This is a genomic window from Pelomonas aquatica, assembly GCF_026712205.1.
In the GTDB taxonomy this organism is placed as follows: domain Bacteria; phylum Pseudomonadota; class Gammaproteobacteria; order Burkholderiales; family Burkholderiaceae_C; genus Pelomonas; species Pelomonas aquatica.
In genome coordinates, this window is sequence record NZ_JAPPUW010000018.1 from 14,209 (window position 1) to 38,206 (window position 23,998).

General features: G+C 69.8%; 19 protein-coding genes. 8 read left to right on the plus strand and 11 right to left on the minus strand.

The annotated features are described in order from the left end of the window. Positions 1-11 precede the first annotated feature (11 nt). The gene (locus NYP07_RS17910; RefSeq protein WP_268152880.1) at positions 12-380 is read left to right on the plus strand and encodes a VOC family protein; all 369 of its coding nucleotides are present in this window, start codon (positions 12-14) and stop codon (positions 378-380) included. Between the two features lie 177 nt (positions 381-557). Here NYP07_RS17910 and NYP07_RS17915 read toward each other — a convergent pair whose 3' ends face one another. Continuing rightward, a complete protein-coding gene (locus NYP07_RS17915; RefSeq protein WP_268152882.1) occupies positions 558-1,415 on the minus strand; it encodes a LysR family transcriptional regulator in 858 nt (285 codons plus the stop codon). Positions 1,416-1,509: 94 nt separating this feature from the next. On the opposite strand from NYP07_RS17915, the gene NYP07_RS17920 reads away from it, so the two are divergent. Beyond that, positions 1,510-1,890 (plus strand): tautomerase family protein, encoded by a 381-nt coding sequence (locus NYP07_RS17920; protein WP_268152884.1) that lies wholly within the window; start codon positions 1,510-1,512, stop codon positions 1,888-1,890. Positions 1,891-2,198: 308 nt separating this feature from the next. Here the strand turns inward: NYP07_RS17920 and NYP07_RS17925 are convergent, their stop codons facing one another. From NYP07_RS17925 to NYP07_RS17950, 6 genes are all read right to left on the minus strand, one after another. Next, the gene (locus tag NYP07_RS17925; protein WP_268152886.1) at positions 2,199-3,014 is read right to left on the minus strand and encodes a substrate-binding periplasmic protein; all 816 of its coding nucleotides are present in this window, start codon (positions 3,012-3,014) and stop codon (positions 2,199-2,201) included. A 163-nt stretch (positions 3,015-3,177) separates the two neighbouring features. Then, a complete protein-coding gene (locus NYP07_RS17930; protein ID WP_268152888.1) occupies positions 3,178-3,483 on the minus strand; it encodes an acylphosphatase in 306 nt (101 codons plus the stop codon). Between the two features lie 119 nt (positions 3,484-3,602). After that, positions 3,603-5,366 carry a bifunctional isocitrate dehydrogenase kinase/phosphatase gene (gene aceK, locus NYP07_RS17935; RefSeq protein ID WP_268152890.1) on the minus strand — a complete coding sequence of 588 codons (1,764 nt, stop codon included), beginning with the start codon at positions 5,364-5,366 and terminating at the stop codon, positions 3,603-3,605. 48 nt (positions 5,367-5,414) lie between these two features. Continuing rightward, positions 5,415-6,098: a carbonate dehydratase gene (gene can, locus NYP07_RS17940; RefSeq protein ID WP_268152892.1), complete on the minus strand. Its 684-nt coding sequence runs from the start codon at positions 6,096-6,098 to the stop codon at positions 5,415-5,417. 118 nt (positions 6,099-6,216) lie between these two features. Further along, positions 6,217-7,395, minus strand: a complete 1,179-nt coding sequence (locus NYP07_RS17945) for an isovaleryl-CoA dehydrogenase (RefSeq protein ID WP_268152893.1) — start codon at positions 7,393-7,395, stop codon at positions 6,217-6,219. Between the two features lie 97 nt (positions 7,396-7,492). After that, positions 7,493-8,377 (minus strand): LysR family transcriptional regulator, encoded by an 885-nt coding sequence (locus NYP07_RS17950; RefSeq protein WP_268152895.1) that lies wholly within the window; start codon positions 8,375-8,377, stop codon positions 7,493-7,495. 105 nt (positions 8,378-8,482) lie between these two features. Here NYP07_RS17950 and NYP07_RS17955 point away from each other — a divergent pair, with 105 nt between their 5' ends. Then, positions 8,483-9,160: a Bax inhibitor-1/YccA family protein gene (locus tag NYP07_RS17955; RefSeq protein WP_268152897.1), complete on the plus strand. Its 678-nt coding sequence runs from the start codon at positions 8,483-8,485 to the stop codon at positions 9,158-9,160. A 9-nt stretch (positions 9,161-9,169) separates the two neighbouring features. Here NYP07_RS17955 and NYP07_RS17960 read toward each other — a convergent pair whose 3' ends face one another. Both NYP07_RS17960 and NYP07_RS17965 read right to left on the minus strand, forming a co-directional pair. Continuing rightward, positions 9,170-9,814 (minus strand): GNAT family N-acetyltransferase, encoded by a 645-nt coding sequence (locus NYP07_RS17960; RefSeq protein WP_268152899.1) that lies wholly within the window; start codon positions 9,812-9,814, stop codon positions 9,170-9,172. Between the two features lie 60 nt (positions 9,815-9,874). Then, positions 9,875-10,963 carry a LacI family DNA-binding transcriptional regulator gene (locus tag NYP07_RS17965; protein ID WP_268152901.1) on the minus strand — a complete coding sequence of 363 codons (1,089 nt, stop codon included), beginning with the start codon at positions 10,961-10,963 and terminating at the stop codon, positions 9,875-9,877. Between the two features lie 297 nt (positions 10,964-11,260). On the opposite strand from NYP07_RS17965, the gene NYP07_RS17970 reads away from it, so the two are divergent. The 5 genes from NYP07_RS17970 (at position 11,261) to xylB (ending at position 18,783) form a co-directional block, all read left to right on the plus strand. Then, on the plus strand, positions 11,261-12,460 hold the full coding sequence (locus NYP07_RS17970) for an ROK family transcriptional regulator (protein ID WP_268152903.1): 1,200 nt from the start codon (positions 11,261-11,263) through the stop codon (positions 12,458-12,460). Positions 12,461-12,731: 271 nt separating this feature from the next. Beyond that, positions 12,732-14,384 carry a glycoside hydrolase family 43 protein gene (locus NYP07_RS17975; protein WP_268152905.1) on the plus strand — a complete coding sequence of 551 codons (1,653 nt, stop codon included), beginning with the start codon at positions 12,732-12,734 and terminating at the stop codon, positions 14,382-14,384. 58 nt (positions 14,385-14,442) lie between these two features. Beyond that, positions 14,443-15,957, plus strand: coding sequence for an MFS transporter (locus NYP07_RS17980; RefSeq protein WP_268152907.1), 1,515 nt, complete (start codon positions 14,443-14,445; stop codon positions 15,955-15,957). 42 nt (positions 15,958-15,999) lie between these two features. Then, on the plus strand, positions 16,000-17,316 hold the full coding sequence (xylA, locus tag NYP07_RS17985; protein WP_268152909.1) for a xylose isomerase: 1,317 nt from the start codon (positions 16,000-16,002) through the stop codon (positions 17,314-17,316). 3 nt (positions 17,317-17,319) lie between these two features. Continuing rightward, complete coding sequence (gene xylB, locus NYP07_RS17990; RefSeq protein WP_268152911.1) at positions 17,320-18,783, plus strand: xylulokinase; 1,464 nt, start codon at positions 17,320-17,322, stop codon at positions 18,781-18,783. Between the two features lie 50 nt (positions 18,784-18,833). Here xylB and NYP07_RS17995 read toward each other — a convergent pair whose 3' ends face one another. Beyond that, on the minus strand, positions 18,834-20,189 hold the full coding sequence (locus NYP07_RS17995; RefSeq protein WP_268152913.1) for a TonB family protein: 1,356 nt from the start codon (positions 20,187-20,189) through the stop codon (positions 18,834-18,836). Between the two features lie 66 nt (positions 20,190-20,255). Next, complete coding sequence (locus NYP07_RS18000) at positions 20,256-23,993, minus strand: glycosyl hydrolase family 8 (protein WP_268152915.1); 3,738 nt, start codon at positions 23,991-23,993, stop codon at positions 20,256-20,258. Positions 23,994-23,998: the final 5 nt, after the last annotated feature.

Sequence of the window (23,998 nt, forward strand, 5' to 3'; positions counted from 1 at the left end):
CGGAGACCGACATGCAACCCGACTGCCTCATCCTCTACGTGCACAGCCCCGCCGAGAGCGTGCTCTTCTATCGCTCGCTGCTGGGCCGCGAGCCCATCGAGCAAAGCCCCAATTTCGCGATGTTCATGCTCAACGACAAGACCCTGCTCGGCCTCTGGGCCGCGCACGACGTGCGGCCGACAGGCCCGCATCGCGGCGGCGGCGCGGAGATCGGCATCACGGTCGGCAGCGACGACGAAGTCAACGCTGCCGTCGCTGCCTGGAAGGCCTCGGGCTGGCCGGTGCTGCAGGCGCCGACGGCCATGGACTTCGGCTTCACGGCCGTGACGGCCGACCCGGACGGGCATCGCGTGCGGGTATTCCGGCCGACGCAGGGCTGAAGGGCCGAGCAATTGCGCGGCGGCGCCTGTTTCAGACGGCAGCGGGTTCATGGTCACCGGCTGGTCGTCTAGAAAGGCCGGCTATGCCTGCATCCGACCCGTTGCCGTCATTGGCGCCGTCGGATTCGGCGCCCATCAGCAGTCGCTCAACGTTCGATGCAAGTGGCAGCTTGCGCCCTAGCCGCGCACCGCGCTTTTGAAGGCAGCTGAAAGTGCGGCCAGTGCATCGCGCGCTCGACCGTTGCCGCCCCTTGAGTGAAGCAGAACTGGCAAGTGCGGTAAATCGGGAAGCCCGAGCTTGGCGCCGACGTCAACCGCGCCAAATGGCAGCATGCGCGGAGCTAGCGCGGCAATGCCGAGCCCGGCCATAACGGCCGCGGCGACCGCCGCAACGCCACCGCCGACGAAAATTTCCGTCCAAGCTACGCCTGCGGCATCAAGAAACTGCCCGGCCAACGCACGCACACCGCAGGGCTCGGCAAGCGTGGCAACCGGCAAGGGCTCGCCCGCGCGATGCTGCCAGCGTGGCGCTGCGAACCAGCCGAACTTTTCTTCGGTCAGGATTTCCCCGTCGCTGCGCCCGGCATGCAGGCGGACGATCACCGTGTCGAGCTCCCGCCGGTCGAAGCTTTGAAGCAGATCGCCCGACGATCCGATCCGGATTTCGATCAACAGCTGCGGGTCTTGCGAGTTCATGCGCGCGATCAGCGCGGGGAGTTCCGGCCCCGCGACATGGTCGCTGATGCCAATCGTGAGGCGCTGCCGGGCTCCGGCAAATGCGGCGAGCGCGCGATCGTGTACCTCCAAGAGTTCGCGAGCGTGTTCGAGGAAGGCCGCACCTCGCGCCGAAAGCTCCACGTACCGGGGGGTCCGCTCGACGAGCCGGAAACCGAGCCTCTCCTCGAGCCGCTTCAGCTTCAAGCTGACCGCGGCCTGCGTCGTCCGCATGGCTTCAGCCGCGCGCGTAAAGCTTCCAAGCTCGGCAATGCGGACGAAAGCCTGGACGGCATCCAGGTCGAGGGGACGCTCCATCATTTCAGAACATTATCTCTGATATCTCTCTCAATAGTTTGTTGAAATAGCTAGCGGCATTTACCGTTTGGCCAGGACAACATGGAAAGGACGCGCGATGCCGCTCACCCACATCTCTCTACGCGCTGGAAAGCCTGAGGCCTACCGGCAGGCGATCTTCGACAGCCTTTACCGGGCGCTGCACGAAACATTCAACGTGCCCGAAGACAACGAGTTCATGACCCTCAGGGAGCATGACGCCGCGGACTTCCGCTATGGCGCGTCTTATCTTGGCGTCGCCCGCAGCGACGATGTCGTATTCATCCAGATCACGGTGAACAACACCCGCACCGTCGAACAGAAGAAAGCGCTGTTTCGGCGGATCGCGGAGCTGCTCCGCGACCGCCCCGGCATCCGGCCGGAGGACGTGTTTGTGAACCTTGTTGAGGTCGCGAAAGAGAACTGGTCCCTCGGCAACGGTCTCGCGCAGTACGCTTGAGGCGATTCCGTTAAGCGCGACCGCAGTCTGCGGGCTGCTGGTCGCTTCATTCCCGAGCGCGTCGCTCGCCATTGTGTCGACAGGACGCTCGCCTATTTGCCACAGAAGCACGAGCCGCATGAAGGAGCGATTCTGAAGCGCTATCGGATCAACGCCCTAGGCATGTTCGCGGTTGATCCCGCAGCGATGTGCCCCCGTGGATGCGGCAACGATGGACAAGGCGCTGTTGAAACCGGCCGGTCGCGAACAGCCGCAAATGGCCGCAAGTGAATATCCGCATCAGGTTGAAAGAAGCCTGCTTCGACCAATCAACGCGCCCGCACCGAATCGCTCAGATTGCGTTCCGGGTAGTAGTGCTGGAATTCGCGCCACGCCGCGCCGGACCGGTCGATGTTCTGAAGCATCGCCCGCACGCGCTGGCGATCGGCGGCATTCAACGAAGAGTGCCGCGCCACGTAGGCGCCGCTCTCGGCCCAGGACAACTCTTCCACGGGCTCTGAGCGCAAGCGTTCGATCAGGTGGCCCCACTTGCTGTCGCCGCGCAGCGCGCCCGTGACGGCAGTGGGCGTGACCACGGCCAGATCGATTGCGCCGGTGTCCAGCATGCGGGCCAGCGACACGGGATCCGCGGTCATTGTCAGCCGACTCTGCGCGAGGAGCTGTTTGAGCAGCGACTGGTAGCTCGCGTCGTAGTCATAGCCACGTACAACGCCAACGCGCAGTTCACGATGATCGAGAAGCTCTGCCAGGCTATGGACAGTCAGTGAACGCGGTTGCATCCACAGTAGCTCAGCACGGCTGAGAATCATAGGAACGAAGATGCCGTACTCGTCGCGCCGCGCCGAGCGTCGTGCCGGAATCAGCAGGTCTGCCAGGCCGATCTCGAACAACATCTCCTGGCGCGAGCGAGGCACGACCTGGAATTCGACCGTGCAGCCTGCCTTGGCCGCCTCGACCCGTAACAGATCAGGGTAAATGCCGCCGACTTGCTGGCCGACCACCGTGACCGCAAAACCGATCGGTGCCACTGGTATCTGCAGCGGACGAGCGCATTGGGGCTGTGCCAGGACAGGGGCGAAGCCGATGAGCAGGACGATAAGAGCGCGTGACCAGGACTTCGTCATGTTGATTTGTGGGCGCGGGAGATGGGCGATCGCGTCTCCATCCTGTCGGACACGAGCATAGTCTGCTGGAAGCTGACATTCATCGATGTCTGAGCATGGCCGGCACCCGCCGGATGTTCGCCCCCCTTTTCAGCGCGTCTGCACCGACCGCGCCACGACATCGTCAAGCCGTCGGTCGCTGCTCGAATCGATCGAACTTTGGAAAGGGGGGCGGCAACTCAGTAGTGTCCATTCTCTCGACCAGCGCCGCCGGCATGTCATCGCGCATCCAGGTGCACATCAGAGCCAATTGCCGTGGCGTGCCCTGCAGCATCGCTTCCACGGAGTCGTCCATGCGGTTGCGTACCCAGCCGGTGATGCCCAGCGCAAGCGCCTGCTGCACGCAGGCATGGCGGTAGCCGACGCCTTGCACGCGGCCATACACCCGGACCAATCGGGTGTTGAGCGGGGTGTCGTCATCGCTGTCCATGGCGCTTCTCCCTCAGTCGAGCGGGCGGCAATCAGCGCTGCCATTGCGTAGTGATGGTACGCACGGCCGGCCGCTACTTCGCCAACGGCCCAGGACACCAAACGCTACGCCGGCTTCCCTCAACCCGCTGCAAACCGCCGCGCCGGGTCGTACGGAAACACGTCGTGCACATGCCCCGCCAGGATGCGTTCCTTGTGGGCCTGCCAGAAGCCGGCGTCCAGCAGGTCGGCGTGGTGGCGCATGAAGCTCTCGCGCACCTGCGGGTTGCCGAGCAGGAAGGGGCCGAAGGTTTCGGGGAAGACGTCGCGCGGCGCCACCGGCCACCAGACCTCGCCCGACATCTCCTCCTCCTCGTTGCGCGGCTCGGGCAGGCGGCGGAAGTTGCAGTCGCTCAGGTATTCGATCTCGTCGTAGTCGTAGAACACGACCTTGCCGTGGCGGGTCACACCGAAGTTCTTCCACAGCATGTCGCCCGGGAAGATGTTGGCCGCGACGAGATCCTTGATCGCGTTGCCGTACTCGACGACGACGCGCGCCACCTGCTCGGGCGTGGCGTCCTGCAGATAGATGTTGAGCGGCACCATGCGGCGCTCGATGTAGAGGTGGCGGATGACGAGGTCGTCACCCGTCTCCTCGACGAGGCTGGGGCAGAAGTGCCGCAGTTCGGCGATCAGCTCCGGCTCGAAGCGGTGGCGCGGGAAGGCCACGCGCGTGTACTCCAGCGTGTCGGCCATGCGGCCGACGCGGTCGTGGGTCTTCACGAGCAGGTATTTGCTCTGGATGAGTTCGCGGCTGGTGTCCTTCTGCGGCGGGTAGAAGTCCTTGATGACCTTGAACACGAAGGGCCAGCTCGGCAGGTCGAACACCAGCATGACCATGCCCTTGATGCCCGGCGCGATGCGGAAGCTGTCGCTGCTGTGCTTCAGGTGGTAGAGGAAGTCGCGGTAGAAGAGGTTCTTGCCCTGCTTCTGCAGGCCCAGGGCCGAATAGATCTCGGAGCGCGGCTTGCGCGGCATCATCGAGCGCAGGAACTGCACATAGGCGCTGGGCACCTCCATGTCGACGAGGAAGTAGGCCCGCGCGAAGCTGAACAGCATCAGCAGGTCGTCCTCGCCGAACAGCGCCGCGTCGATGAAGAACGCACCGTCCCGGTCGCGCCGCAGGATGGGCAGCGCGAACGGCGTCTCGCTGAAGCCGTTGATGATCTTGCCGACGACGTAGGCGCCCTTGTTGCGGTAGAACAGGCTGGACAGCACCTGCAGCTGGAAGTTGGCGCGCCAGCGGAACTCGCCGAGCTGCTGCTTCACGGCGGCCAGCACGCGGTCCACGTCGGCGTCCAGGTGGGCGAACTCGCCGTCGAGCTGGAAGTTGGTGATGACGCGCCGCAGCGTGTCGCGCAGCGTGCCGGGCGCCGGGTAGTAGGCACGGTAGGTCGGCAGCGCGGCGGGCTCGTCGTTCTCGATGTACTCGGTCGAGATGGCCGGCCGCACGAAGATGAAGTCGTTGTGGAAGTAGGCGTGGTGCAGGATGCGCGTGCAGACCGAGTTGAAGAAGGTCTCGGCCAGCTCGGGCTGGTGGTGGTTGGTCAGCAGGCCGATGTAGTGCAGCTTGACCTGCTGCCAGACCGCCATCGGCAACCCGGACGCCGCGAAGCGCGCCTCCAGCAGCGCACTGGCCTCGGCGACGCGGGTGTCGTAGAACTCGATGCGCAGCGCCTGCGCACGCTGCTGGCCCTGCCAGTCGCCGCGCTCGAAGCGGACCTTGGCCTCGGCGGACGTGGCGCGGAACAGCCGGTAATGGCGGTCGAAGCCTTCGAGCAGGGCCAGCGCGATCTCGAAGGCGCGCGGGTCGGTGAGCTTGGGAGGGAAGGCGGCGGCGGTCATCGGGCGCGGGGGTGGCCGGTTCGGCGCAAGGCCGGCGCCGGCACGCCTTCAGGCCGGGGCGCCCGGGGCCGGGTAGCGCGCCTTCAGGGCCGCCAGCGCGCGCCTGAACGAGGGCTCGACGGCCGATGCGTCGTCCACCGTCATCGCGAGGTCGTTGAGCAGGCCGTTGTGCAGGCCGTAGACCCAGCCGTGGATGACCACGGGCTGGCCGCGCGCCCAGGCGTCCTGCACCACCGTCGTGTGGCAGGCGTTGCGCGCCTGGTGCAGCACGTTGAGCTCGCACAGCGCGTTCACGCGGCTGGCCCCGGGCAGCGTGTCCAGCCATTCCTGGTGCACATTGCGCACGTCCTGCACATGGCGCAGCCAGTTGTCGACCAGGCCCACGCGCAGATCCTTCAGCGCCGCGACGACGCCGCCGCAGTTGCTGTGGCCGACGATGATGATGTGGCGCACCTGGAGCTGGTCGACGGCGAACTGCATGACGGACAGGCAGTTCAGGTCCGAGTGCACGACGACATTGGCGACGTTGCGGTGCACGAACAGCTCGCCGGGCAGCAGGTCGACGAGCTCGTTGGCCGGCACGCGGCTGTCGGCGCAGCCTATCCACAGGTATTGCGGCGTCTGCTGCTTGAGCAGGCGCGAGAAGAAGCCCGGCTCGCCGGCCTCGGTCTCCGCGGCCCAGCGCTTGTTGTTGTCGAGCAGATCCTGCAGTTCGTGATTGGTCGTCGTCATGCCGCCATTTTCTCATCCAGGGGTTACATCGTTTGGCTACGGCACACATCCGCTTTGCGGATATGACCCTTCGCCGCAACGGCGCCGCTCTGCGGCTTGTTGTCCGTCCCCTCGACCATTACATGGTCTCGGCAAACAGCTCGCGGCCGATCAGCATGCGGCGGATCTCGCTGGTGCCGGCGCCGATCTCGTAGAGCTTGGCGTCGCGCCACAGCCGGCCCAGCGGGTACTCGTTGATATAGCCGTTGCCGCCGAAGATCTGCACGCCCTCGCCGGCCATCCAGGTGGCCTTCTCGGCGCACCACAGGATCACCGAGGCGCAGTCCTTGCGCACCTGGCGCACATGCTCGGCGCCCAGCATGTCGAGGTTCTTGGCCACCGTGTAGGCGAAGCTGCGGCCGGCCTGCAGCACGGTGTACATGTCGGCCACCTTGCCCTGGATGAGCTGGAACTCGCCGATGCTCTGGCCGAACTGCCTGCGGTCGTGGATGTAGGGTACGACGTTGTCCATGACCGATTGCATGATGCCCAGCGGGCCGCCGGTGAGCACGGCGCGCTCGTAGTCCAGGCCCGACATCAACACCTTGGCACCCCCATTCACCGTGCCCAGCACGTTCTCGGCCGGCACCTCGACGTCCTGGAACACCAGCTCGCCGGTGTGCGAGCCACGCATGCCGAGCTTGTCGAGCTTCTGCGCGATGGAGAAGCCCTTCATGCCCTTCTCGATCAGGAAGGCCGTCACGCCGCGCGCGCCCAGCTCGGGCTCGGTCTTGGCGTAGACCACCAGCGTGTCGGCGTCGGGGCCGTTGGTGATCCACATCTTGCTGCCGTTGAGGACGTAGTAGCCGCCCTTGTCGTCGGCGCGCAGCTTCATGCTGATGACGTCGGAGCCCGCGCCCGGCTCGCTCATCGCCAGCGCGCCGACATGCTCGCCGCTGATGAGCCTGGGCAGGTACTTGGCGCGCTGCGCGTCGTTGCCGTTGCGCTTGATCTGGTTCACGCACAGATTGCTGTGCGCGCCATAGGACAGGCCCACCGACGCGCTGGCGCGGCTGATCTCCTCCATCGCGACCATATGGGCCAGATAGCCCATGTTGGCGCCGCCGTACTGCTCGGGCACCGTGATGCCGAGCACGCCGAGTTCGCCCATCTTGCGCCACAGGTCCATCGGGAACCGGTCGCTGCGGTCGATCTCGGCCGCGCGCGGCGCGATCTCTTGTTCGGCAAAGGCGCGCACCGCGTCGCGCAGTGCGTCGATGTCCTCGCCGAGTTGGAAGTTGAGGCCGGGCAGATTCATGGTGGAGTCTCCTGTCCGCCAGGCCTGACCCGCGGGTGGCGGGGCGCCGGGCGCTCGTTAATTGACGTAAACGTCAACTGTAGCAAGCGCGGCTGACTCAGGCCGTTTGCGGCAGCAGCCGACGCACCAGCGGGTGGCTGATCTTCTTGTCGGTGCCGACCGCGTAGAACTGCTCGGCCAGGCCCTCGGCGCGGCCGACGTTGACGACGCCGTAGCGGCTCGTCAGCGCATCGTCCACGGCCGTCGCCGCCGGGAACACGCCCAAGCCCTCGCTGCCGAAGGTCGCCAGCAGCGCGCTGTCCTCGAACTCGCCGGCCACGCGCGGGCGCAGGCCGAGGTCGGCCAGCCACTGGTCCAGGCGCGGGCGCAGCGCCGCGTGCGAGGTCGGCAGCAGCAGCGGCACATCGGCCAGCGAGGCGGGAAAGTCACGCGCCGCGTCCGCGGCCCAGCGCGGATGCGCATACCAGGCGATGGGCGAGCTGCCCAGCGAATGGCTGTAGACGCGCAGATTGGGGTTGGACGGCGCGGGCCGGTCGGCCAGCACGACGTCGAGCCGGTGCAGGGCCAGGTCACCGAGCAGGTCGTCGAACTCGTCCTCGTGGCAGAGCAGGCGCAGCTGCGGCGTGTCGAGGATGGGGGCCAGCAGGCGCTGCGCGACGAGCTTGGGCAGGCCGTCCGAGATGCCCACGGCCAGGCGCAGGGTCGGCACGTCGACGGCCTCGCGCACGCGCTCGGGCAGGGTCTCGCCGAGCGAGAATATCTGCTCCGCCAGGTCCAGCGCCGTGCTGCCGGCCTCGGTCAGCGCCACCCCCCGGCCGGCCGGCTTCAGCAGCGCCGCGCCCAGGGCCTGCTCCAGCTCGCGCACCTGGGTCGACACCGTCTGCACCGACAGGCCCAGCCTGGTCGCCGCGCGCGTCAGGCCGCCCTCCTTGGCCACGGCCCAGAAGTAGTACAGGTGGCGGTAGCTGAAGCTCAGGCTCATCGCGGACTCAGCAAGTTATCCAGAATTAATGCTTCCTGATTCTCTGCTTTTATTTGCTGCATGGCCTGCCTAAGCTGCGCCGTTTCTTCCAGCTGGAGGTCTGCCATGCAAACCCGCTCCGCTGCCGTGGCCCTGCCCCACGGCACCACGCTCGACCGCGGCACCGCCCACCGCGTGCTGCGCAACACCCATGCCCTGCTGGCCATGACGCTGCTGCTCAGCGCCGCCGTCGCCGCGGCGGCCGTGGCCTTCCGGCTGCCGGCGCCAGGCCCGATCCTGACTCTGGCGGCCTATTTCGGCCTGCTGTTCGGCATCCACAGGCTGAAGAACCGCGGCGCCGCCGTCGGCCTCGTGTTCGCGCTGACCGGCTTCATGGGCTGGACGCTGGGCCCGCTGCTCACGCGCACGCTGGCCATGCCTGCCGGCGGCCAGGCCGTCATGCTGGCGCTGGGCGCCACCGGCGCGGTCTTCCTGGCGCTGTCGGCCTATGCAACGACGACCAAGCGCGACCTGTCGTGGATGGGCGGCTTGCTGTTCTCCGGCATGGTCGTCGCGCTGCTGGCCGGCCTGGCCGCCGTGTTCTTCGAGATCCCGGCGCTGGCGCTGGCGGTCTCGGCCGTCGTCGCCCTGCTGTCCGCGGGCCTGATCCTGTTCGAGACCCGGCAGATCGTGGACGGCGGCGAGACCAACTATGTGCTGGCCACGGTCAGCCTGTTCGTGTCGGTCTTCAACCTGTTCACGAGCCTGCTGCAGCTGTTCGGCTTCATGGGCTCGGACGACTGATACGGCGCGCTAGGCCGCCGGCGGGAACATCAGCTCGAACAGCGCCCGGGTGCGCGGCGTCAGGTGGGCCGGATCGGGGCGCAGCATCTCGGCGTCGGACACGAGGATCTTGCCGAACACGGCCTCGTAGACCCGCTTCACGAGCCCGTCCCGGCCGACCTCGCGGTCATAGCCCGGCGCGAAGCCGACCAGCTGGTAGCCGGCGCGCTCCAGCGCCATCTGCATATGCGGCGTCTTCAGCGTCGCCATCGTGTAGACGAACTCGGCGCCGCAGGCACGGCAGACGCGCTCCGTGCCCAGCATGCAGCTGACCGCCACCTTCGAGCCGCGGTGCTCGGGGGCGACGATCAGGATGCGGCCGTAGATGGACAAGGCGTCGTCCTCGCGCTCGAAGGACCACATGCCCGCCAGTTCCCCGGCGCACTCGATCAGCAGCACATAGATGTCGCGCTCGGCCTCGCCGGCCAGGCAGGTCTTGTCCAGGTAGAACGCCTCGCGCACATAGCAACTGCCCGCGCCGACGACGATGTCCGGGTGCCACTGGCGCACCTTCGCGGCAAGCTCGGGAACGTCTTCGCGGCGCAGCTGCCTGAAGGCATAGCCGGCCGGCAAGGGGATGAGTTCGCTGGTCTCGGCAATGCTGGTCCACCTCATGTCCAACTCCCTCCGATGCGTTGCTGAAACAGGAAACCGGCCGGCCGCCGCGAGTGCCGCTCAGGCCGAGGCGCCCAGGCGCAGCGGCGGCCGCAGCCGCGGCGCGGCGTCGGACTGACGACGCACGAGCTCGAAGTCCATCAGCTCGTGCTCGGGCGCCAGCGGCTCGCCGGCGCGGCGCGCGCGGATGTGGCGCACCAGCAGGTCCACGGCCGCGCCGGCCATCTCCATGATGGGCTGGCGCACGGTCGTCAGCTCGGGCCAGATCGTCGTGGCCAGCGGCGCATCGTCGAAGCCGACGACGGTCAGGTCGCTGGGCACGTCAAGTCCCAGGCGGTGCGCGATGGCGACGGTGGCGGCGGCCATGTCGTCGTTGCTGGCGAAGACGGCCGTGGGCCGGCGCTCCTGCGCCAGCAGCTGCTCGGCCGCGTCCAGGCCCGAGCGGTAGGTGAACATGCCCTGGGCGACGACCTCCTCCTCGGCGATGTCGAGGCCGGCATCGGCCATCGCCGCATGGAAGCCCGCGAGGCGGCGCGCGCTGCTGCTCTGGTAGGGGTCGCCGATGATGAAGCCCAGCCGGTGGTGGCCCAGGCTGAGCAGATGGCGCGTCATCTCGTAGGCGGCCTGGTAGTCGTCGATGCCGACGGCGCAGACGGCCTCGGGCGGCATGCCGCTGGACACGACGACGGCCGGCGTGCCGGTGTCGGCCACCAGCTTGAGCAGGGGCTGCGAGTCGCAGAAGGGCGGCGGCAGGATGAGGCCGTCGATGCCGTTGGCGATCATCTCGGCGACCGGCTTCTCCTCGCCGTCGCGCGCGGCCTCGCAGCGCTGCACCACCAGCTGCACATGGCGCAGGCTGGCCTTGTTCAGCAGGCCGATCAGGAACTCGTTGAGGTAGCCGGCCGTCGGGTCGATGTAGAGCATGCCGATGCGGATGGGCTCCGAGCCGGCCAGGTGGCGGGCGGCCTGATTGGGCACGTAGTTCAGCTCGGCGACGGCGGCCTGGACCTTCTCGCGCGTGCCGGGACGCACGTTCTGCTCGCCGTTGATGACCCGCGACACCGTCATGGGCGACACCCCGGCGAGACTCGCCACGTCGGCGATGGTGGCGACCTTGGGGCTGCGCCCGGCACGAGCGGTTGGCTTCAAAGGGGTCTTTCGAGTGTTGATCCGGCCAATGTAGCGGGCCGGCGGCGGCGCGATTTGGTTGCGCAATCATAGACCGCGAACCAGTGTCGCACCGGGCGGATGCCGCGACGGCTTGGAAGTGCCCGGGCCGGCAGCGGTCTGCCCAGATCGGGTTTTGCCCGGATGTTAGAGATTCCAGGCTTGCGCAAAGCAAAATGGTAGCGCTACATTTAAGCCCGCAAACCCGCCGCGCCACTAGCGCCGCACGCCGGAGACCCCCTTGAGCCCACGCGCCGCCGACCGCACCCCGCCCCCACCATGCAGCTGACCGGCGACCAGCATCTGCTGAAGACCCTGAACCGCATGGCCATCGTGCGGCGGCTCAGCGCCCACCCCGGCCAGTCGCGCGCGGCCCTGGCCGAGGCGCTGATGCTGACCAAGTCCACCGTCAGCGGCCTGGTGCGCGAGCTGATCGACGAGGGCTGGCTGCTGGAGCGCGAGGTCGTCGCCACCGGCGAGCTGGGCCGCCGGCCAACGCCGCTGTTCATCCACCAGGGCCGGCTCGTGCTGCTGGGCGCCGAGGTCGGCGTGGACGGCGTGCACGCCATCGCCACCTCGTTGACCGGCGACATCCTCGCGCGGCTGCGCAGCCCGCTGGACGCCGGCCACGACGCGCACGCGGCGCTGGCCCGGCTCGCGCGCCTGCTGCTGCAGCTGCAGGCGCCGCTGGACGGCGCCAGCCAAAGGGTCGTCGGCATCGGCGTGGGCCTGCCCGGCGGCGTGGACGAGCCCAGCGGCCACCTGCACTTCGCGCCCAACCTCGGCTGGCGCGACCTGCCCGCCGCGCGGCTGCTGGCCGGCCATCTGCGCGGCACGGCGCTGCAGGCCGCGCCCCTCTACCTGCAGAACGAGGCCGACGCGGCCGTCATCGGCGAGCTGGAGTTCGCCGCCGAGCGCCGGCCCGACCCCTTGGTCTACCTGAGCCTCGGCCTGGGCGTCGGGGCCGGCGTCGTCGTCGAGGACCGGCTGCTGACCGGCGCGCGCGGCCTGGCCGGCGAGGTCGGCCACACGACGCTGCAGCTCGACGGCCCGGCCTGCTCCTGCGGCCGCCTGGGCTGCGCCGAGGCACTGGTGGGCTTTCGCGCGATGCTGCCCGCCGACGCGGCCGGCGCCGGCCTGGCCGAGGTGCAGCGCCGGCTGGCCGACGCCCCGGCCGACACCGCCGCCGCCATCGCGCGCGCGGGCCGCTACCTCGGCATGCTGCTGGGCAACCTCTGCGCCGCCTACGACCCCGGCAGCATCGTGCTCGGCGGCCCCGCCGTCGAGCTCGGCGCGACCCTGCTGCAACCCGCCTTCCAGATGCTGGAGCGCCATGCCGGCGCCGCCGGCCTGCGGCCGCCGCTGGTGACCGTCTCGCGCTTCGGCGCCGACGCGGTCGCCGTGGGCGCCGCAGCGCTGGCCCGCTACCGACTCACCCGCCCCCTGATCGCCGCCAGCCGCCTGGCCGCGGCCGCCTAGGGGCCTGTTTACACGGCGGGGATCGGATGCGTTGTCACTCAAAAGCCCGCGAGCAAGGCGCGAAGTCGAAGCTGGGGTCATCCCCAGCGAGGCTTCGCAACGCCGCGCGCGGGCTTTTGAGTAACAACCCTTCGGGAGAGGGTCTGCGCGGGTGCAGGGCTAGGCGTGCGACGCCGCCTGGGCTCATGCCCAGGCAAGGCGCGCAACGACGCCATGCGCCCGCGCAGACCCTCTCGCACCGATTCCCGCCGTGTAAACAGGCCCCTGCCCCATGATCACCAACCCCATCCTGCCGGGCTTCCATGCCGACCCCTCGATCTGCCGCGTTGGCAACGACTACTACATCGCCACCTCCACCTTCGAGTGGTGGCCCGGCGTGCGCATCCACCACTCGCGCGACCTCAAGCACTGGCGCCACCACAGCTACGCCGTCACTCGCCGCAGCCAGCTCGACCTGACCGGCCACCCCGACTCGGCCGGCGTCTGGGCGCCCTGCCTCAGCCATGCGAACGGCCAGTTCTGGCTGATCTACACCGACGTGCGCTCCACCATCGGCGCCTTCAAGGACACGCACAACTACCTGATCACGGCGCCCGGCATCGACGGCCCCTGGAGCGACCCCATCTACCTGAACAGCTCGGGCTTTGACCCCAGCCTGTTCCATGACGAAGACGGTCGCCACTGGCTGGTCAACCAGCAGTGGACGCACTGGCCCGGCAAGAACCATTTCAACGGCATCCTGCTGCAGGAGTACGACCACGAGGCGAAGCAGCCCGTCGGTCCGGTCAAGAACATCTACCGCGGCACGGAGCTGGGCGTCGTCGAGGGCCCGCACCTCTACCGCCGCAACGGCTGGTACTACCTGCTGACGGCCGAGGGCGGCACCTTCTACGAGCATGCCGTCACGCTGGCCCGCTCGCGCCTCATCGACGGCCCCTACGAGACCCTGCCCGGCAACCCGCTGCTGACCGCCTGGCAGAAGAAGACCGACGGCCTGCAGCGCAGCGGCCACGCCAGCCTCGTCGAGACGGCCAGCGGCGAGTGGTTCATGGCGCATCTGGCCGGCCGACCGCTGGAGTGGAGCGGTCCCAACGCCGCCAACAACAAACCCGAGGACGGTTACGCCGGCCTGCACTGCCCGCTGGGCCGCGAGACCGCGCTGCAGCGCATTCGCTGGCGCGACGACGACTGGCCGGAGGTGGTCGGTGCGGACGGCCAGGCGAGCCAGCAGCCCGGCGCCCACGTCGCGCTGCCCGACCTGCCGCCCCACCCCTTCCCTGCCGAGGCCGCCCGCGACGACTTCGACTCGACCACGTTCAACGGCCACCTGAACTCGCTGCGCAAGCCCTTCGACGAGAGCTGGGCCTCCCTCAGCGCCCGCCCCGGCCACCTGCGCCTGACGGGCCGCGAGTCGCTGATGAGCCTGTTCGACCAGAGCCTGGTCGCGCGCCGCCAGCAGCACTTCAACTGCCGCGTCGAGACGCGCGTGGCCTTCGAGCCCGACAGCTTCCACCAGACGGCCGGCCTGGTCGCCTACTACAACACCCGCAACCACGCCTACCTGCACGTCACGCGGGACTTCGACAGCGAGCAGCGCGTCGTCTACCTGACCGTCAACCGCGACGGCCAGATCAGCGGCCCGGCCGCGCCCGTCGCGCTGGCTGCCGGCCCGGTGGACCTGGCCGTCGAGTTCAGCCACGACACCTACCAGTTCCAGTTCCGCCAGGGCAGCGACGCATGGCAGGCCATCGGCCCGGCGCTGGACGCCGCGATGCTTAGCGACGAATTCGCGACCCGCTTCCTCAATGGCTTCGCCAACAGCTTCGGCTTCACCGGCAACTTCATCGGCATCGCCTGCCAGGACCTGGCCGGCACGCGCAAGACGGCGGACTTCGACCACTTCAGCTACGAAGCCAAGGCCTGATCCTCGCCAGACCCGCCAACGGGCGGAGACAAGCTCAGAAAAACACAAGAGGAGACCTATGAACCAGCGACTTTCCTTCCTGGAAAAGGCGGGGTACAGCTGCGGCGACGCGGCGGCCAACTTCGTCTTCATGACGATGGTGCTGTTCCAGCTGAACTTCTACACGGACGTGTTCGGCCTGTCGGCCAACACGGCCGCGGCCATCCTGCTGTGGCCGCGCCTGTGGGACGCCATCTTCGACCCCGTCATGGGCGTGCTGGCCGATCGCACCAGCACCCGCTGGGGCAAGTTCCGCCCCTGGGTGCTGTGGACGACCATTCCCTGGTGCGTCGTCATGGTCGCCGCCTACACGACGCCCGACCCGAGCTGGGGCTGGAGCACCGGCATGGTCATCGCCTACGCCGGCATCACCAACACGCTGCTGATGACGCTGTACTCGATGAACAACATGCCCTACTCCGCGCTCGGCGGCGTCATGACGGGCGACCTCAACGAACGCACCAAGCTCAACTCCTACCGCTTCGTGTCGGTCAACGTGGCGCAGTTCATCGTCGGCGGCTTCACGCTGCCGCTGGTGGCCAAGTTCGCGCAAGGCCATGACCGCGCCCACGGCTGGCAGGTCACGATGACGATCTGGGCCGCACTGTGCCTGGTGCTGTTCCTCGTCACCGTCTTCACGACGAAGGAGCGCATCAAGCCCATCGTCGAGACGCACTCCTCGCCGCGCCAGGACTTCGCCGACCTGCTGAAGAACGCGCCGTGGATCGCGCTGGTGGCCTACACCGTCTTCAACTTCGGCATGCTGTCCCTGCGCGGCGGCGCCCACTACAGCTTCTATCACCACTACGTCGACAAGGCCGCGATGTTCGACTTCGTCGCGGCTCTGGGGCTCACGACGCCGGACCCCGCCGGCACGGGCGGCCTTGCCGACACGCTGGGCTACATCGTGCATGGCACCCGCGACAGCCTGGCCCAGTCCAACGTGGCCGACGTCTACAACAGCATCCTGAACATGGCCGGCTTCGGAACGACCATCGTCGTCATCATGCTGACCTCGGGCCTGTCGGCGCGCTTCGGCAAGCGCACCGTCGCGATCGCGGGCTTCGCGCTGGCATCGCTGCAGGCCTGCGCGCTCTACCTCATGCCGCCGACGGCCGTCTGGGGCATGCTGTTCCTGCACATGCTCGGCTCCGTGTTCTACGCACCGACCATCGCCGTCATGTGGGCCATGTACGCCGACGCGGCCGACTACTCCGAATGGCAGACCGGCCGCCGCTTCACCGGCATGGTCTTCGCCACCATCGGTTTCTCGCTGAAGTCGGGCCTGGCCCTCGGCTCGGCGGGCCTGCTGTGGTGCCTGGCCGGCTTCTTCGGCTACGACACCCAGCACCCCACGGCGCCCAACGCCATCGAGGGCTACCGCGTCATGTCCAGCTTCGGCGTCGGCGCACTGTTCGCCGCCTGCACGATCTGCATGCTGGCCAACAAGCTGAACAAGCGGACGACGCTGAAGATGGCCGACGACCTCGCCCAACGGCGCCTGCAGGCTGGCCTTGCGCCGGCCGCCGCCTGACCTTCCATCACCACCACTTTCCCGCTAGTCAAGGACCTCGCCATGAGCACCGCCTATTCCGATCTCCCCGTCGTCCGCTACGAAGGCCCCCAATCCACCAACCCGCTGGCCTACCGCTGGTACGACGCCCAGCGCGTCGTGCTCGGCAAGACCCTGGCCGAGCACCTGCGCCCGGCCGTCTGCTACTGGCACAACTTCTGCTGGAAGGGCGAGGACGTCTTCGGCCTCGGCCAGACCGTCTTCCAGCGCACCTGGTTCGCCGAGAGCGACCCGGTCAAGGCCGCGCACCTGAAGCTCGACGCCGCCTTCGACTTCTTCGCCAGGCTGGGCCTGCCCTGGTGGTGCTTCCATGACCGCGACGTGGCTCCCGAGGGCGCGACGCTGGCCGAGTCCAACCGCATCCTCGACGGCCTGCTCGAAGCCGCCGCCCGCAAGATGCAGGACGGCAAGGTCGGCCTGCTCTGGGGCACGGCCAACCTGTTCTCCAACGGCCGCTACATGAGCGGCGCGGCCACCAACCCCGACCCCGAGGTCTTCGCCTACGCGGCCGCACAGGTCAAGCACGTGCTGGAGTGGACCCACCGCCTCGGCGGCGAGAACTATGTGCTCTGGGGCGGCCGCGAGGGCTACGAGACCCTGCTGAACACCGACCTCAAGCGCGAGTTGGCCCAGTACGGCCGGTTTCTCACGGCCGTCGTCGAGCACAAGCACAAGATCGGTTTCAAGGGCAGCATCCTGATCGAGCCCAAGCCGCAGGAGCCCACCAAGCACCAGTACGATTACGACAGCGCCACGGTCCACGGCTTCCTGAAGACCTATGGGCTGGAGAACGAGGTGAAGGTCAACCTCGAGGTCAACCACGCCACGCTGGCCGGCCACAGCTTCGAGCACGAGGTCGCGACCGCCTGCGCCTTGGGCATCTTCGGCTCCATCGACGCCAACCGCGGCGACGAGCAGCTCGGCTGGGACACCGACCAGTTCCCCAACAACCACGCGGCCCTGGTGCCGGCCATGCTGGAGATCATCCGCGCCGGCGGCTTCACGACGGGCGGCACCAACTTCGACGCCAAGGTGCGCCGCCAGAGCATCGACCCCATCGACCAGCTCGAAGGCCATATCGGGGGCATGGACACCATGGCCCGCGCCTTCCTCAGCGCCGCCGCGCTGTACGAAAGCGGTCAGCTTGAGAACGCCGTCAGCGAACGCTATGCCGGCTGGAACGGCGCGTTGGGCCGGCGGATCCAGGCCGGCGCCAGCCTCGACGACCTGGCCGCCGTCGTGCACGCGCAGGGCATCTCGCCTCAACCGCGCTCGGGACGCCAAGAGCGTTTGGAAAACATCGTCAACGCCTTCGTCTGATCCATGTTTCTTGGCATCGACCTCGGCACCTCCGAGCTGAAGCTGCTGCTGCTCGACGAGCAGCACCGCATCGCCGCGACCACCGGCGTGGCCCTCACCGTGCAGCGCCCGCAGCCGCTGTGCAGCGAGCAGGACCCGGCCGCGTGGTGGGCCGCACTCGACGAAGGCATGGCGCGGCTGAGGCAGGACCACGGCGCCGATCTGGCCGCGGTGCGCGGCATCGGCCTGTCGGGCCAGATGCACGGCGCCGTCACGCTGGACGCGGCCGGCCAGGTGCTGCGCCCGGCCATCCTGTGGAACGACGGCCGGGCCGGCGCGCAGTGCGCCGGGATGATGGCCGCCTGCCCCGAGCTGCCGGCCATCACCGGCAACCTCACGATGCCGGGCTTCACGGCCCCCAAGCTCGCGTGGATGCGCCAGCACGAGCCCGAGCTGTTCGCCCGCGTCGCCCGGGTGCTGCTGCCCAAGGACTGGCTGCGCCTGCAGCTGTCGGGCGAATACGTCAGCGAGATGAGCGACGCCGCCGGCACGCTGTGGCTGGACGTGGCGCAGCGCCGCTGGTCGCCCGAGGCGCTGGCGTTGACGGGCCTGGACGAGGGCCGGATGCCGCGCCTCGTCGAAGGCAGCGAAGCCAGCGCGATGCTGAAGCCCGCGTTGGCCGCGCGCTGGGGCCTGGGCGCCGGCATTCCCATCGCGGGCGGCGGCGGCGACAACGCGGCCAGCGCCGTCGGCATGGGCGTCGTGAAGCCGGGCCAGGGCTTCCTGTCGCTCGGCACGTCGGGTGTCATCTTCCTGTGCAACGAAAGCTTCAGCCCCAACCCGGCCCGCGCGGTGCACGCCTTCTGCCACGCGCTGCCCGGCACCTGGCACCAGATGAGCGTCATGCTCAGCGCGGCCAGTGCGCTGCGCTGGGTCACGCAGACGCTGGGCCAGCCGGGCGAGGCCGTGCTGATCGACCAGGTCGCCCGGCTGACGCCGGCCCAGCGCGAACGGGCGCCGCTCTTCCTGCCCTACCTCAGCGGCGAGCGCACGCCGCACAACGACGCCAACGCCCAGGGCGTGTTCTTCGGCCTCACGCACGAGCATGACGCGGCGGCGCTGGGTTATGCGGTGCTGGAGGGCGTGGGCTTCGGGCTGCTGGATGGCTGGCAGGCCTTGCAGGCGGGAGGCGGCGCGGCGGAGTCGCTTTGGCTGGTCGGTGGCGGCGCGCGCAGCGCCTGGTGGGCGCGGCTGCTCGCGTCGCTGCTGGGCACCCGTCTCGTCAACGGCGTCGGCGCCGAAGCCGGTGGCGCTTTGGGCGCGGCGCGGCTGGCCTGGCTTGCCTGCGGCGGCACGCCGGGCGAGGTCTGCCGCACGCCCGACATCGCCCGCGTCGCCGAGCCCGATGCCGCGCTGGCGGCGGCACTGCGGCCTCGCCACCAACGCTTCCAGCGCCTGTACGGCGCGCTGCGCGCCGAGTTTGGTTAGGGCCTGTTCACACGACGGCAGCAGGTCGCCTGCCGCCGTGTGAACAGGCCCTAGTAGAGCCGGATGGCCGAGTCGAAGCGCCAGGTGCGGCGGATCTCGATGACGTCGTAGTCCCGCGCCAGCGCCGGCGGGAAGGCCGGATAGTTCTGCAGGTCCAGCACGACGCGCCGGATCGCCTCGTCCAGCGCCGGCGCGCCGCTGGAGCGCACGAAGCTGACCGACTCCACCGAGCCGTCGCTGCGGATGGCCACGATGACCAGCGGGTCGGTGTGCTCCGCCCGCGCGGCCTCGCGGACCCGCTCGAAGGTCTGGTTGAGCTGGATCTTGCGCGCCCAGGCCTCGGCGTAGAGCACCAGCTCGGTGTTGGCGTCGATCAGCCCGAACAGCCGGCCGCGGCGCGGGCTGCTGTAGGACGTCGGCAGGGCCGACGAGGGGCCGCGCGCCGCCGCATCGCGCCGCGCCGCCTCCTCGTCGAGCTGGCGGCCGATGGCGCGCAGCCGGGCCTCGCGCTGCTCCACCTCGGCCTGCGCCTGCTGCTGGGCCGCCGCCAGCCGGGCCGCGTCCGCGCGCGCGGCGTCCTGGCGTGCGGCGTCGGCACGGGCCGCCTGCTGGCGCGAGCCGTCCAGCCGGGCCAGCTCGGCACTGCGCTCGGCCGGCTCGGCGCGCACGCGCAGCGCGTCGCCCGCGCGGCGCAGCGTCTCCACGGCCGGGCTGGATGCGCTGGCGAATGCGGCGATGGCGGCGGGCTTGTCCGGCGCCCGCGCGTTCTCCAGCTCGGCCAGCGCCGTGGCGCGGTCGGCCGTGCGCGGGCGCAGGTCGACGCCGGCGCGGTCGAGCGCGTCGACGGCCGGGCTCGATGCGCCCGGCAAGGCCGCGATGGCGCCCGTCGGCGGCGCCTGCCGGGCTGCGTCCAGCGATGCCGATTCAACAGACCGCTCGGGCGGACGCAGCGCCTCGCGGCTCAGCGCCGGCACGACGGGGCTGGATGCGCTCGAGAAGGCCGCGATCGCCGAGGTCGGCACCGCCGACGCCGCCGCGACGGTCCAGGCGGCCGGCCGCTCGACGGCCAGCACGGCCAGGCCGCTCTCGGGCAGCGGCGCCACGTCGCCGGCCGGCTCGGCCAGCCGCAGCGTCGCGGCCGCCGGCTCGTTGGGCGCATCGGCATGGGCCGGCGGCGGCATGACCGCCTCGGGCTCGGGCGCCGCGGCCGGTGCCAGCACGACGCGCAGTTCCGCCGCCTCGCCACGGCGGGTCTGCCACGGGAAATCCAGGCCCGGCAGGCCCAGGCCCTGGCCGAAGCTCAGGCTCAGCAGCAGGCCGTGGACGAGCAGCGAGAACAGCAGCGCCCGGTTCAGGCGCGAGCCGAGAACCGGGGCCGAAGCCACGCCGGCAGCGCTCAGCCGCACGCCGCCGCTCCCTGCTCCGTGGTGGGGATGCCCTCGCTCCTCATCCGGCGCATTGTCCGGCCAGCTTCACCAGGCCCGGAACCGCCCCGTCACATGCAGCAGGGCCATGAACTGCAATAACCCGTCGTAGTAGCGCCAGCGGCCGGCGGGCGGGTCCAGCGCCCACAGGTCGTTGACGAAGCGCGTGGCCAGCGGCTTGTCCACGAGCAGGGCCGCGACGGCATTGCTGGCGACCAGGCCCTTGGACGGCTCGTCATTCAGCGGCTGGCCGGCCAGCGTGTAGAGGTGGGGATAGGGCTGGGTCGGCTGGGCCGCGAAGAAGCCGAGCAGCCTGCGGCTCAGCTCGGGCGCGGCGGGGTTCTCGTCCCACCAGGCCTGGTCGACGCTCCAGTTCACGGCCGTGCGGAAGGCGTCGTAGCGGAAGTCCTCGTGGCCTTCGTGCACATGCGGGTGGCCATCGAACTCGGCGTAGTCGGGCGTCAGCCCGGTTTCCGGGTTGGCGGCCTTGGAGAAGTAGGCGCGGCTGGCCTGCGCGATCTCGGCCCAGCGCGCGCGGTCCTCGGGCCGGGCGGCGCGCCGGGCCCAGAGCTCGTAGAAGGCGGGCAGGTGGTAGGACGGGTCGCTGAAGTCGGCCGCGTCGCCAATCGGCACGAAGACGACCTGGCCATGCGCGGGCGAGAACATGGAGCGCACGCCGTCGACGATGCCGCCGTTCATGTCCTCCTTGTGCAGCATCGTGGCAAGCAGAGCCTGGGCCTGGGCGTCGTAGTCGTACAGGCCCAGGCCCTTGCCCCAGCGCGAGGCGGCCATCAGCAGCGCGGTGGCGAAATATTCCTCGCCGTCCGAGGCCGGCACGGCATCCCGGGCGCAGCCCTGCGGCTGGCACTGCCAGCGGAAGTAGCCGGCGCGCGGGCCCGAGGCATAGCGCATATGCGTCGCGGCCCAGTTCCACAGCGCGTCGAACTCGGCCTTGCGGCCCATCTGCACGGCAATCATCATCCCGTAGGACATGCCTTCACTGCGCACATCGGCGTTGCCGACGTCCAGCACATAGGCGGCCGGGCCGTCGGCCGTGGGCGCGGCGGGGTAGACGACGCGGTGCTCGGCATCGCCCTCGAACAGCGAGCGCCAGTAGCCGGCGAGCCTGGCGCCGATGTCGGCCTCGGAGATGTCGGGGCGGATCTCGCGCAGCAGGTTGCGGTAATGGCCGGTCAGCGCCGCGCCCCGTGGTGCAGCCTCGCCGGCCAGCGGCACGATCACGAGTTTCTGCAGCACGACGTTGTCGTCCAGGCGCCAGACGCGCACGACGTGGCGGCCGGGCGCGACGCCGTCGAAGCGCGCGCTCAGCACGGCGTCGTTGTCCTTGACGGCCTGGGCCCAGGCCTTTTCCGCGGCGGTCTGCTCGGCACCGGCCGTGGGCTGCAGGCCGAGCCGCAGCTCCTGCGGCGGGCGCTCGTCCAGGCCCACGGCCAGGCGCAGGCCGCCGCTGCCGCGCGTGTCCAGCGCGGGCAGCAGGTGCAGGTCGAGGCGCAGGTCCGCGCCCTGCGGGAGTTCGACGTCGTAGTCCAGCCGCAGGCCGTCGGCCAGCGTCGTCGCGGCGCGCCCCTGCGGCAGGGCCACCATGGCGCCCAGGCCCTGGCCGAGATGGGGGATGGCCGTCCAGGCGAGGCCCCGGCCGTTGACGGCGCGGCTGAACCGCGTGGCCTCCAGCGTGATGGCCTGCGCGGGCGCGGCAGGTTCCAGCTGCCGCGCCACGGCGGCATGGGCCGCCGCGCCGGCCACGCGCTGCACGGCCGGCATCACATTCCGCTCCGGCTGCTGCCAGCCCGTGTAGCCGATATGGGTCTGCAGCATCATGCCGGCCCATTTGCCGCCCTGCAGGGCGTGGTACTGGTCGGCCAGGGCCTGGTCGCGGGCGAAGGCGGCCTCGGCGCGGTCGGCGAAGGCATTGGCGCGTGCGTCGCCGGCCGGGGCGAGCCGGCGGTTCCAGGCCACCGCCTCGTAAAGGCGGTAGAGGTTGGCCAGCGCCAGCACCGGGTGCTCGACGAGCTGGAAATAGGCGTCCAGCTGATCCGGCCGCAGCGCGGCCTTGACCTGGGCCACGCGGGCTTCCAGCGCGGCCCACTCGGCCACGCGCCGGCCGAAGTCGCCGCCGTCCAGCGCCTCGGGCGTCGCCCGGCCGAGCGTGAAGCTGTTCTCGTCCACCAGCTCGGGCTTGCGCCGCGCGGCGTACTGGCCGTAGCGCGTCAGGATGTCGCCGATCTCGGCCGCCCGGGCCGGCCCGAAGTTCGCCGCCGCCCAGTCGCGCGGGTAGGCCGCCAGCGCCGCCGGCGTCATGCGCTCCGGCGACCAGGCCATGTCCAGGAAGAAGCTGATCGGGAACTCCATCGGCTTGATGTCGCCGACATTGACGATCCACAGCGCATCGGCGCCGCGCTCGTGCGCGAGGTCCAGCTGCTGCCAGGTCTTCCCGATGGCGTTGGTGTTGAACCACTTGTAGCTGCGCGGCGCGCCGACGTAGTCGAAGTGGTAATAGACGCCGTAGCCGCCGGGGCGCCTGGCACCCGGCTCGGGCAGGCGCCGCAGCTGGCCCCAGTTGTCGTCGCAGAACAGCAGCAGCACGTCGTCGGGCACCCGCATGCCGCGGTCGTGGTAGTCCTGCACCTCCTTGTAGAGGGCCCAGACCTGCGGCGTGCGCTCGGCCGGCCGGTGGGTCGCGTCGGCAATGAGGCGGCGCTGGTCGCTGACGATGCCTTCGAGCAGGCCGATGGCCGTACCCTCGCCCATCGGCTCGTCGCCGTCGCCGCGCATGCCGACGGTCACGAGGCTGTCGAAGGGCGTGCCGTCGGGCCGACCCAGCATGCGCTGCAGGCCGCCGCGCCAGAACTCGCGCAGCCGCTCGGCGTTCTTCGCATAGTCCCAGGCCCCGCCCTTGGAGCGGGCCCATTCGTCGTGGGCGCGCATCATCGGCTCGTGGTGGGAGGTGCCCATGACGACGCCCATCTCGTCGGCCAGGGCCGCGTTCCGCGGGTCGTCGGCGGCGAAGGCGCGCGGCGGCCACATCGCCGGCCACAGGGTGTTGCCGCGCAGGCGCAGGATCAGCTCGAACACATGTTCGTAGAAGGCCGCGTTGCTGCCGCCGAACTTCGCCTGCGCCCAACTGCTCAGCGCCGGCGCCTCGTCGTTGATGAAGATGCCGCGGTACCTGACCGTAGGCCGGTCGCCGCGCGCGCCGGCGCCGGCGCCGACGAAGACATCGGCCTTGCGCTCGACGGGCACGTCCGCCCACCAGGCCCAGGGGCTGACGCCGATGCGGGCCGACAGCTCGTAGGTGCCGAAGACCGCGCCGCGCCGGTCGCTGCCGGCGATGACCAGCGCGCGGGCGACGCCCGGCCAGGGCTGCTCGACGACGACCTGGCGATAGGCCTCCCACTGCCCCTGCAGCCCGTCGAGCTGCAGCTTGCGCCGCGCGACGAGATCGTCAAGTACGGCGCTGCGGCCCAGCGCCGCGATGACGACGAGCTCGCCGCGCGCATCGGCCAGGCTGGCCGGCCGCGGCGCGGCGCGGCCCGACACGCGCGCCAGGTCGGCCGCGAAATTGGCCGCCGCATGGCGCAGCGCCGGGTCGGCATCGGCCTCGACGAAGACGGCCGCCGGCTCGCCGGCGCGCACCAGGGCCAGGCCACGGCCCGGGTCGTGGTCGCAGACCGACACCGGCGCCTCGCAGGCCAGGGCCGTGCCGCAGGCCAGGGCCGTGCCGCAGGCCAGGGCCAGCAGGCCGGCCATCGATTTCAAGAAACGCATCACCG